This window comes from Polaromonas sp. P1_E1_2 (assembly GCF_056406035.1).
On the sequence record NZ_JBFUAZ010000073.1, the window covers coordinates 1 to 10,718 of the forward strand.

Genomic DNA, 10,718 nt, shown 5'->3' on the forward strand with positions numbered 1-10,718 from the left:
AGCCTACAGCAAGGCCTTCAAGACCGACCCGACTTCGGCCTTCGGCGGCATCATCGCCCTCAATTGCCCGCTCGACGAGCGCGCCGCACAGCAGATTTCCAAGCAGTTTGTCGAAGTGCTGATGGCGCCTGCCTTCACACCCGAAGCGCTGGAAGTGTTCAAGACCAAGGTCAACGTGCGGATTTTGCAGATTGACCTGCCGCCCGGCGGCGACACGGCCTGGAAGCAGGGCCGCAACCTGATGGACGTCAAGCGCGTTGGCTCGGGCCTGTTGATGCAGACCGCAGACAACCACGAACTGGCCATCGGCGACCTGAAAGTCGTCAGCAAGCTGCAGCCGACGCAGGAGCAGCTGCATGACATGCTGTTTGCCTGGAAGGTTGCGAAGTACGTCAAGTCCAACGCCATCATCTTTTGCAAGGACGGCATGACACTGGGCGTCGGCGCCGGCCAGATGAGCCGCATCGATTCGGCTCGCATCGCCTCCATCAAGGCCGCCAACGGCGGGCTGACGCTGCAGGGCTCAGCAGTGGCGAGCGACGCTTTTTTCCCTTTCCGCGACGGCCTCGACGTGGTGGTGGACGCCGGCGCGACCTGCGTGATCCAGCCCGGTGGCAGCATGCGGGACGACGAGGTTATCGCGGCAGCCGACGAGCGCGAAGTGGTGATGGTGCTGACCGGGGTCCGGCACTTCCGGCATTAAGTCACGTTTTAAGGGTTTTTGATCGATAGCCCAATGGGAATGGGCGCGAACAGCTATCAAATTGATAGCATAACGCGTCCCTTTTCCCTTTTGGGTGAACAGGCCAGAGGCGGCGCAAGAACACTTCCGCACCTTGAACCCTGCATCAATGTACGGCCGCTATTGATTTAATAGCCGCTCGCGCCCGCCCTGATTGGGCTGAAGCCCGAATACTGCAATATATGTCAGGGCGCTGCCTTAGCCGGCGGCGAAGAACCTGGCCGCAGCCGCCACCGTCGCTTCGATGTCCGCGTCCGTATGCGCCGAACTCACAAAGCCTGCTTCATATAGCGCCGGCGCGTAATACACCCCGCTGTCCAGCATCGCATGAAAGAAGCGATTGAACGCAGGGCTGTCGGTCGTCATGACCGTGGCGTAGTTCTGCGGTAATTGGCCGAGCAGGAAAAAGCCGAACATGCCGCCTTCGCTGTCACCGCAAAATGGCACACCGGCCTTGCCGGCAGCCTGCGTGAGGCCGGTGACCAGGCTGCGGGTTCGGGCGCCCAGTGCTTCGTAAAAGCCGGGTTTGGCGATCTCGCGCAAGGTTGCCAGGCCGCAGGCGGTGGCCACGGGGTTGCCTGATAGCGTGCCGGCCTGGTAGACCGGGCCCAGCGGTGCCAGTTGCTCCATCACGGCGCGCGTGCCGCCAAAGGCGGCCAGTGGCATGCCGCCGCCTATCACCTTGCCCATGACCGTCATGTCGGGCTTGAAGCCGGGAATGCTGCGGGCGTAAACGCTCTGGGCGCCACCCAGCGCCACGCGAAAGCCGGTCATGACCTCGTCGAACACGAGCAGGGCACCGTGCTGCGTACACAGTTCGCGGCAGCGCTTCATGAAGGGCACGCTGGCACGCACAAAGTTCATGTTGCCGGCGATCGGCTCGATCATCAGGCAGGCGATGTCCTTGCCGTGCAGCGCGAAGGCTTCTTCGAGCTGGGTGAGGTGGTTGTATTCGAGCACCAGGGTGTGCTGCACCACTTCGGGCGGCACGCCGGCGCTGGTCGGGTTGCCGAAAGTGGCCAGGCCTGAACCGGCCTTGACCAGCAGGGCGTCGGCATGACCGTGGTAGCAGCCTTCGAATTTGATGATCTTGCTGCGGCCCGTGGCGCCGCGCGCCAGGCGGATCGCGCTCATGGCTGCCTCGGTGCCTGAGCTGACCAGGCGCACCATCTCGAGCGAAGGCACAAGGCGCACGATTTCCTCGGCGAGCTCCACTTCACGCTCGGTCGGTGCGCCGTAGGAAAAGCCTTCCAGTACGGCTTTTTGCACGGCTTCAACGACCGCCGGATGGCCATGGCCCAGGATCATGGGACCCCAGGAACCGATGTAGTCGATGTAACGCCGACCGTCCGCATCCCAGAAGTAGGCGCCCTGTGCGCGCTGGATAAAACGGGGTGTGCCGCCTACCGCCTTGAAGGCCCGAACCGGGGAGTTGACGCCACCGGGGATCAGCTTTTTGGCACGCTCAAACAGCGCGTTGTTGCGGGAGAGTTCGGCGGAAAGGGGCTTGGCAGGGGGCTTAGTGTTTGGTTGTTCCATTGGGGGGCAGGTCAATTTCAGTCTTCAAAACCAGGGCGGCATCATCGCCAGGCTCGGCATCAGCCGCTTCGTCTTCGGATTCATCGACATCAGCCTGTGCCCAGAACAGGCGGTCCGGCACGATATTGCCCATGCCGGGATGAAAGCCGGCATCCAGGCTGTGGTCCAGGTAAGTCAGTGCCTCGGAGGTGGCCGCCTGCAGGTCATGGCCGTTGGCCAGCAGTGCGCAAAGGGCCGCAGACAGCGTATCACCTGCACCGGCAAAGACCGCCTCGAAACGTTCGAATTTCTCGCTGTAAAGCACGGCTTGCGGCGTGGCCAGCACGTTGTCGATGAATTGGTCGGGCATGGGGATTCCGGTGACCAGCGTGTAGGGAACACCCAGGTCGGCAGCGGCCTTGGCAATATCCCGAGCCGAGGGATTGCGCTCCCCGGACCAGTCCGGCAGCAGCCAGCGCCATAGGCTGCTGTGGTTGCCGACCAACACTGTGGTTTGCGGCAGCATCAGCTCGCGAAAGGCGTCCAGATAGCTGTCGATTTCGCTTTCTTCCCACCACGACAGGTTGGGCATATAGGCGATCAGCGGCACATCGGCATAGTCCGAGGCGATCTCGGCAATGGTGCTGATGTTCTCGGGGCTGCCGACAAACCCGACCTTGATGGCGGATACCGCCATGTCTTCCAGCGCCGAGCGGGCCTGGTCGGTTACAGCCTCTTCGTCGAATGAAAAATGGTCGAAAATTTCGGCCGTGTCGCGCACATAAGCGCCTGTTACAACTGCCAGCGCGTGGGCTCCGGCAGAAGTGATCGATGCAATATCAGCAGTCAATCCGCCCGCTCCGCTGGGGTCGTTGGCGTTGAATGTCATGACGCAAGCCGGCGATGCGTCGGTATCCTCGATTTGGAGTTGTYGGCTGTCCAGTTGAGGATTTTTGGGGTTTGCCATAGGCTGCGATTTTGCCTTGTACGCGAATAAGCAACGCCGCCTCGATACAATTGTTGCATTCTATTCGAAGGCAACTTAAGCTGTGACTCAATCAATGACGTGGATGTGTTTAATTTGTGGGTGGATTTACGACGAAGCTGCCGGTGCGCCCGAACACGGGATTGCCGCCGGGACGCCATGGGCGCAAGTGCCCATGAACTGGACCTGTCCCGAATGCGGAGCCCGCAAGGAAGACTTTGAAATGGTTCAGATATAAGCGTCTTAGGCACTTGCCTGGACAATCGCAGGCCGGCATTTGCCGAGGGCCTGCAACATGAGGAGCATAGGCAGTGAGTATTCCCAGTTCCGGACTGAAGGTTTTGGTCATCGATGACAGCAATACCATTCGGCGCAGCGCCGAGATATTCCTGAAGCAGGGGGGGCATGAGGTATTGTTGGCCGAAGACGGGTTTGATGCCCTGTCCAAGGTCAACGACTACGAACCCAACCTGATTTTCTGCGACATTTTGATGCCCCGCCTGGATGGCTATCAAACCTGTGCGATTATCAAGCGCAACGCAAAGTTTGCTGGCGTCCCGATCGTCATGCTGTCCTCAAAAGACGGCGTTTTCGACAAGGCGCGGGGTCGTATGGTGGGTTCGCAAGACTACCTGACCAAACCTTTTACAAAAGATCAGCTGCTGCAGACCGTACAGGATCTCGGCAGCGCTAAACAAGGAGTAGTGTGATGGCAATCAAGAAAATACTGGTAGTTGACGACTCCAAAACCGAATTGATGTTCTTGACCGATCTGCTGGTCAAAAATGGTTTCACCGTCAAAACTGCTGAAAATGCAGAGGATGCATTTCGCCGCCTGGCGGAAGACAAGCCCGAACTGATCCTGATGGATGTGGTGATGCCGGGGCAAAACGGGTTCCAGCTGACGCGCGCCATCACGCGCGACCCGTTGTACTCGGATATCCCCATCATGATGTGCACCAGCAAGAACCAGGAAACTGACCGTGTCTGGGGCATGCGGCAGGGCGCCCGCGACTACATCACCAAGCCTGTGGATGCTGATGAGCTGATGGCCAAAATCAAGGCCCTTGGCTGATTTACGGCGTAAAACCAAAGCATGGCGAACAGACAAGCACTTAGAGAGCTACAAACCCGGCTGGCCGACAGGTTGCAGATTGCGCGGACGCAAGGCGTTGCCGCGTCCTGGCTGGCCGTGGAGGCTGGCGGGAAGAAATACCTGTTTCCCCTGAGCCAATCCGGTGAAAWTTTCCCGTGGGTCAGTACGCAGCCTGTTCCGTATACGCAAGCCTGGTTCGCCGGTGTTGCCAATTTGCGCGGCGGCCTGTTTGGTGTCGTGGATCTGGCGAGTTACGTCAGCGGCAAAGCACCCCCTCCCAAAAACGAGCTTGCACGCACGGATTCCAGGCTTGTTGCACTCAACAGTGCCCTGGAAGTTAACTGCGCATTGCTGATCGACAAGCTGTCCGGGCTGCGCAATCAGGAGGCGTTCAGTGATTTTTCCGAAAAAGCGCCCGACGCGCCCGATTTCTTTGGCAACCAGTACGTTGACCTTAATGGTGCGACCTGGCAGGAAATCAACCTTCAGTTGCTTGCCCAGCAAGCGCATTTTTTGACGATAGGCGCATAGCGCACACTGTTTCTCTCCCGGAAGGCTCACCATGTCTGTTATTGAAAATATCCAGAAGCTATTTAAAACCAAGCCCGATCAGCCCGAGGACAGCATGGACATGGCTTCCGTCGGTACGCCAGATCCTCTTGCGACCGGAGCCATGGATCAGGCTGCGCTTCAGACCGCAGCGATTCGGCAGCCGGGTGGAAATGACGATGCTTTCGCGCCCAGCCGCATGGCGACCGCCGAGGACGGCGCACCTGCGGTAAATCAAGAGCTGCTGCGTCTGCCTTTATTGGGCCGCAGGACCATCGGTCAGCATCAGCGGGTGCTGGTGTTTTTCCTCGCCGTCGCGGTGGCTGTCCTGGGTACGGTGACTTTCCTGGCGCTGAGCCAGGCGGATAAAGTGGCTCAACAGGTGGCGGCCACCGGGCAGTCTTTGATGCAGTCGCAGCGTCTGGCGAAATCGGTGTCTCAGGCGCTGGTGGGCAGTGCCCAGGCCTTCCCTGACGTGCGTGAGAGTTCTGACGTACTGGCAAAAACCGTGCGCGGACTGAAATCCGGTGAAGAAAGTCTGCGTCTGGCGCCAGTGAGTGATGACCTGCAATCTGACGTGGAAAAGGTCACGCCTTTCATGGAGCGCGCTGAAAAGAACGCGAAAACCGTGATGGGTCAGCAAAATATTCTGACCCAGGTGGGCAACGCCCTGCGCACCATTAACCGCCAGTCTTCGGATTTGCTGGAAATTGCAGAAACTGTTTCGTCACTCAAACTCCAGCAGAATGCGGCGCCGGCTGAAATTTCGGCATCCGGTCAGCTGGTGATGTTGACCCAGCGGATTGGTAAGTCTGCCAATGAGTTCCTGACCATGGAGGGCGTGAGCCCTGAAGCCGTGTTCCTGCTGGGCAAGGATTTGAACTCGTTCAAGGAAATTGCGCAGGGTTTGCAGGAAGGCAGCCCCGAGTTGCGCCTGGCCGGCTCCAAAGATCCGCAAACGCGCGAGCGGCTGGAAGCCCTGATGGCGCTCTATGAGCAAACCCGTGTGCAAGCTGGTGCCATTTTGGGTAACTTGCAGGGCCTGGTGTCTGCCCGTGAAGCGCAATCTTCGATTATTGCGGACAGTGAGCCCCTTCGCCGTGGCCTTGAGGATTTGCAGGGCAAGTTGTCGCTGCAAACCGGTCTGAGCGTTTTGTCGCTGGCCATCCTCGCGGGTGCTGCTACCTTTGCCCTATTGTGCGCAGCTGGCCTGGCCAAGCTGCAGGTGGAAGACAGTAAGCAGCGTCAGGCTGTTGCTGAAACCCAGCGACAGGAAGCGAAAGGGCAAGAGCAGGACGCCAAGCGCGTCAACGACGCCAACCAGGCCGCCATTTTGCGGTTGATGAACGAGTTGCAGACAGTGGCTGAAGGTGACTTGACGCAGGAAGCGACTGTGACCGAGGACATTACCGGCGCTATCGCCGACTCGGTGAACTACACGGTGGAAGAGTTGCGGCAGCTGGTGGGTAACGTACAGAACACGGCGACCCGCGTTGCGCAAACGACGGCCCAGGTGGAAAGTACCTCTACCGAACTGCTGGCAGCGTCCACTGAGCAGCTGCGCGAGATTCGTGAAACCGGCCAGTCGGTGCTTGATATGGCATCCCGAATTAACGAGGTGTCCACACAGGCGCAGGAATCTTCCCAGGTGGCGCGCCAATCGCTGACAGCCGCCGAATCCGGCCTGCAGGCTGTGCAGAACGCCATCGGCGGTATGAACTCCATCCGCGACCAGATCCAGGAAACCTCCAAGCGGATCAAGCGACTGGGTGAGTCCTCGCAGGAGATTGGTGAAATTACCGAACTGATTTCAGACATTACCGAACAGACCAACGTGCTGGCGCTGAACGCCGCCATTCAGGCCGCGTCAGCCGGCGAAGCCGGACGAGGCTTCTCGGTGGTTGCGGAAGAGGTGCAGCGACTGGCTGAACGTTCCGCAGATGCTACGCGCCAGATTTCGGCCCTGGTGAAAGCAATTCAGACCGACACGCAGGATGCCGTGGCCGCTATGGAACGCTCCACGCAGGGTGTGGTTGAAGGGGCCAAGCTGTCCGATAACGCGGGTACCGCGCTGACCGAGATTGACCAGGTGTCACGCCGGCTTGCTGACCTGATTGAGCAGATTTCAAACTCCGCCTCCCGCGAAGCCGCATCGGCGAACGTGGTGGCCGGCAACATTCAGCACATTTTCGCGGTGACGGAGCAAACGGGAGAAGGTACCCGTTCCACGGCACAGCAGGTGCGAGACCTTTCCCGCATGGCCGAAGAGCTGCGCCAGTCGGTGTCCCGATTCAAGATCGCCTGATGCCAGCTTGTCGTGCGCTGAACGCAGCTTTCGCCCCTGACACCGATTCCTGAACCGGCCCGTTATCTATGCAATCCAACGTCCCGAACTCAACAGCTGCCGAGCTCGACCTCGCTGTCAATGACCTGGGCCCCCTGGCCTGGGTACTTGACGAACTTCGCAAGTCGCTGGACGGTGCTGCCAAAGCGCTGAAGCGTTTTGTGCGGGACGCAGAAGCCGCGCGTGGGTCCGATCTTGCGGCGCTTGACGCCAGCCAGTTGCGCATCGCACGGCAGCAACTGCATCAGGCCGTGGGCGCGCTTGAAATGGTGGGCCTTGCGGGGCCAGCCTTGGTGTTGCGGGCGATGGAAGCTGCGGTACAGAAATTTGTGCAGCAACCTGAGCAATGCAGCCAGGACGCTGCCGGAAAAATCGAACGCGCCAGTTTTGCGCTGACCGAGTATCTTGAAGGTGTGCTGGCCGACAAGCCCGTGTCACCCGTTTCGCTTTTCCCCCAATACCGTGATGTGCAGGAATTGGTGCGGGCCGACCGCATTCATCCGGCTGACTTGTGGCCGCTTGAGTGGCGCTGGCTGGAGCCGGAACTGGCGACGACAGCGGAGCCCCGCAATTACGATGATGGTGCTCGCGCTGTCATGGATCAATCGGTGCTTCAAATCATGAAGGGTAAGGCACCGCAGGCAGCCAAAAAAATGAAGGAGCTCAGCCTCGGATTTGCGGCCAGACAGGCGGACCGCCAACCCAGGATATTCTGGAAGATCGCGGCGGCCTATTTCGAAGCGGTCGCGCATGAGTTGCTCGGGTCGGACATCTATGTACGGCGAGCTGCATCGCGAATCCTGATGCAGTATGCCTCGCTTGCCAAGGGTGATACGGGGGTATCGGATCGGCTGGCGCAGGATTTGCTCTTCTTCTGTTCACAGGCTGTTTCTCCTCGCGCCAGCGACACGCCTGCACTTTCGGCAATCCGGTCAGCCTATGGTCTCAACCGATTCAAACCGGTGGACTATGAGCTCGTTCAATTCGGGCGTTTTGATCCGGCTCTGCTCGCCCAGGCCCGCAAGCGCATCACGTCTGCGAAAGAAACCTGGTCGTCGCTTTCCGCCGGGGACGCCAATAAATTCAAGTCCGTGACGGACCAGTTCAGCCTCGTCACGGATTCTCTGCTCAAGCTTCATCCGCCCAGCGAACCACTCGCGCAGGCGCTGACTCGCGCCGTGGATACGACGGTCCGGTCTGGTCAGGCCCCTGGAATAGAACTGGCCATGGAAGTGGCCACCTCGGTGCTTTACCTTGAAGCCGCTTTTGATGACCTGGATCCCAACGATCCCCAGCTGGCTGTGAGAACCGCCAATCTTGCTGAACGGCTGGAAGGCGTCCGTGCAGGCGGCGAGCCACAGCCTCTGGAAGGCTGGATGGAAGAGCTGTACCGCCGGGTCAGCGACAAGCAGACCATGGGCAGCGTAGTCGGTGAGTTGCGTGTGTCGCTGGGTGAGCTTGAAAAATCACTTGATGTGTTTTTCCGCAACCCGCAGGACAAAGTCGCGCTTCAATCCGTGCCCGGCCAGCTTTCACAAATGCGTGGCGTGCTGTCGGTACTCGGGCTTGATCAGGCCTCGCACGCCGTGCTGCGCATGCGGGACAGCGTTGAGCAGATGCTGGTCACTGAAATTGATGAACAGCGCGCGCGTGCAGCGGGAACATTCGAGCACCTCGGGAACAACCTTGGCGCCTTGAGTTTCCTCATCGATATGTTGAATTACCAGCCGGCGCTGGCGAAAAAACTGTTTGTGTTTGACGCGGAAAAAGGCGAGCTCAAGCCTTTGATGGGCCGGACCCAGAACGCCGGTAGTGCGGCGACCTCTGTCACGGTCAACAATGATGTGCTGTCACAGGAAGTGATTTCTGTTGTGCAGGATGCGGGTCTTGGCGAAACGGACCACAACCTCACGCTCAAACTTGACACGCTGGCCACGCATGCGGCGCTGGCCGAACAACCTGCGCTTGCGCAAAGTGCGCGCGAAGCCGCCGTCGCAGTTTCCGGAAGCAACGCGAGTGTTGCTGCGGAGGCGCTGACGACCTTGGCATTTGCCGTAACGCCGGTGCAGGCGGCGCCTGAGAGCCCGGCCGCGTCGGATGATTTTGAAGAAGACGACCTCCGTGACATCTTTCTTGAGGAGGCACGCGAAGTTGTCGGCAACGGCCAGCAAGCTTTGGCTGCGCTGGTCAATGATCCGGCCGATGTATCTCAACTCACGGTTTTGCGGCGTGCTTTTCATACGCTCAAGGGCAGCTCCCGCATGGTGGGACTCAACGAGTTCGGCGAGGCGGCGTGGTCGCTTGAGCAGATGCTCAATAGCTGGCTGGCCGACCAGAAGGTTGCCACGGATGAGTTCCGGGCTTTATCGCTGGAAGCCATGGGCGGTTTTGCAAAGTGGATTGAAGACATTGCGGGAAATCGCGATGGATCGTGGTCGGCGTCTACCTTCCGAGCCAGTGCCGATGCGATGCGCACTGAGGGCCGTTACAGCCCCCTGGTGACTGCCGTAGTCGATGCTGCCGAGGTTCCTGTGGCCGCCGTGGCGGCAGCAATGCCAACAGTGCTGGCACCTGAGCTGGAGCTGGATTCAGGTGTTCCCGAAACCGTGGGTGCTGAACCTGTTGCCGACCCGGCCGTCGTGACGGATCTGGATTTTGACCTCATGTTTGAGTCGGAAGGTGCAGCTGCGACCGCGAGCCCTGCGGAGCCTGCAGGTCCGTCTGTGGCAGAAATTGAAGGCATTGATTTCGGCAGTTTGTCCGCAGTTTCTGCGACGGCTGATACAACACCAGCGTCAACGCCGCCCGCTTCGGCGGAGCCGTTCGCATCCCTGGAAATAGATGCAACAGAACCGATCGAACTGTCGGACGCGGATTTCGACAAGCACTTTCAAGCCGAGGCCGTGGCGGCTGAACAGCCAACGCCTGTGGTCTTTGATTTCACCCCTGAGGGGCACAAACAATTGCCGGCAGCGGCCGAAGGCGCCGATCTGGCCGGGCAACCGCAACACTTGCAGGCTGCCGAAGTTCTGAAGACGGATGATGCGGTCGATGCAGCTGACAGTGTGCTGCCATTGGATGGCAATGGTGACGAACAGGTCAAGGTCATCGGTGCCTTGCGCATTGGAATTCCGCTTTACAACGTCTACCTGAATGAAGCAGATGAATGGTCACGCCGGCTTGTGACTGAGGTGGCCGAATGGGCGCTCGAGCTGAACCAACCGGTCAGTGACTCTACCGTCGCCCTGGCCCATTCCCTCGCGGGAAGTTCCGCGACTGTCGGGTTCCATGCCCTGTCCGGAATGGCTCGGGCGCTTGAACAGGCTTTGCAGCAATCCAGTGTTCACCACAGCAATGGCGCCGCCAGGTATGGGCAGGTATTTGTTGATGCAGCGGAAGACATCCGCCGGCTTCTGCACCAGTTTGCCGCGGGGTTTCTCAAGGAGGCGGATGCAACCATCCTTGACAGGCTGAAGCAACTCGA

9 protein-coding genes and 1 pseudogene are annotated in these 10,718 nt (G+C 59.5%); 7 read left to right on the plus strand and 3 right to left on the minus strand.

Annotation, left to right across the window (positions count from 1 at the left end):
* A pseudogene (gene purH, locus AC1D1P_RS06030) lies at window positions 1–703 on the plus strand (bifunctional phosphoribosylaminoimidazolecarboxamide formyltransferase/IMP cyclohydrolase); the annotation flags it as partial.
* Between the two features lie 237 nt (window positions 704–940).
* On the opposite strand, the gene hemL reads toward purH, so the two are convergent.
* On the minus strand, window positions 941–2,281 hold the full coding sequence (gene hemL / locus AC1D1P_RS06035; protein ID WP_477672387.1) for a glutamate-1-semialdehyde 2,1-aminomutase: 1,341 nt from the start codon (window positions 2,279–2,281) through the stop codon (window positions 941–943).
* The gene (gene thiD, locus AC1D1P_RS06040; protein ID WP_477672388.1) at window positions 2,262–3,227 is read right to left on the minus strand and encodes a bifunctional hydroxymethylpyrimidine kinase/phosphomethylpyrimidine kinase; all 966 of its coding nucleotides are present in this window, start codon (window positions 3,225–3,227) and stop codon (window positions 2,262–2,264) included. The genes hemL and thiD overlap by 20 nt, the downstream gene beginning before the upstream one ends.
* 82 nt (window positions 3,228–3,309) lie before the next feature.
* On the opposite strand from thiD, the gene AC1D1P_RS06045 reads away from it, so the two are divergent.
* The 5 genes from AC1D1P_RS06045 to AC1D1P_RS06065 all read left to right on the plus strand — a co-directional run bounded on the left by AC1D1P_RS06045 (window position 3,310) and on the right by AC1D1P_RS06065 (window position 7,195).
* Window positions 3,310–3,483 carry a rubredoxin gene (locus AC1D1P_RS06045; protein WP_092131853.1) on the plus strand — a complete coding sequence of 58 codons (174 nt, stop codon included), beginning with the start codon at window positions 3,310–3,312 and terminating at the stop codon, window positions 3,481–3,483.
* 73 nt (window positions 3,484–3,556) lie between these two features.
* Window positions 3,557–3,955 carry a response regulator gene (locus AC1D1P_RS06050; RefSeq protein ID WP_457281039.1) on the plus strand — a complete coding sequence of 133 codons (399 nt, stop codon included), beginning with the start codon at window positions 3,557–3,559 and terminating at the stop codon, window positions 3,953–3,955.
* Complete coding sequence (locus tag AC1D1P_RS06055; RefSeq protein WP_007864987.1) at window positions 3,955–4,320, plus strand: response regulator transcription factor; 366 nt, start codon at window positions 3,955–3,957, stop codon at window positions 4,318–4,320. The genes AC1D1P_RS06050 and AC1D1P_RS06055 overlap by 1 nt, the downstream gene beginning before the upstream one ends.
* Window positions 4,321–4,341: 21 nt before the next feature.
* A complete protein-coding gene (locus tag AC1D1P_RS06060) occupies window positions 4,342–4,872 on the plus strand; it encodes a chemotaxis protein CheW (protein ID WP_477672389.1) in 531 nt (176 codons plus the stop codon).
* Window positions 4,873–4,903: 31 nt separating this feature from the next.
* Complete coding sequence (locus AC1D1P_RS06065) at window positions 4,904–7,195, plus strand: methyl-accepting chemotaxis protein (protein WP_477668345.1); 2,292 nt, start codon at window positions 4,904–4,906, stop codon at window positions 7,193–7,195.
* A gap of 89 nt (window positions 7,196–7,284) precedes the next feature.
* Here AC1D1P_RS06065 and AC1D1P_RS06070 read toward each other — a convergent pair whose 3' ends face one another.
* A complete protein-coding gene (locus AC1D1P_RS06070) occupies window positions 7,285–7,479 on the minus strand; it encodes a hypothetical protein (RefSeq protein WP_477672390.1) in 195 nt (64 codons plus the stop codon).
* 6 nt (window positions 7,480–7,485) lie between these two features.
* On the opposite strand from AC1D1P_RS06070, the gene AC1D1P_RS06075 reads away from it, so the two are divergent.
* Window positions 7,486–10,718, plus strand: a 3,233-nt coding sequence (locus AC1D1P_RS06075; protein ID WP_477672391.1) for an Hpt domain-containing protein, incomplete at its 3' end; no start/stop codon positions are given.

Excerpts from the sequence above, each read along its gene's own strand:
- hemL (WP_477672387.1), bottom strand. The coding sequence starts at position 2,281 with ATGGAACAACCAAACACTAAGCCCCCTGCCAAGCCCCTTTCCGCCGAA.
- AC1D1P_RS06055 (WP_007864987.1), top strand. The coding sequence starts at position 3,955 with ATGGCAATCAAGAAAATACTGGTAGTTGACGACTCCAAAACCGAATTG.
- AC1D1P_RS06065 (WP_477668345.1), top strand. The coding sequence starts at position 4,904 with ATGTCTGTTATTGAAAATATCCAGAAGCTATTTAAAACCAAGCCCGAT.
- AC1D1P_RS06070 (WP_477672390.1), bottom strand. The coding sequence starts at position 7,479 with ATGCAGTTGCTGCCGTGCGATGCGCAACTGGCTGGCGTCAAGCGCCGC.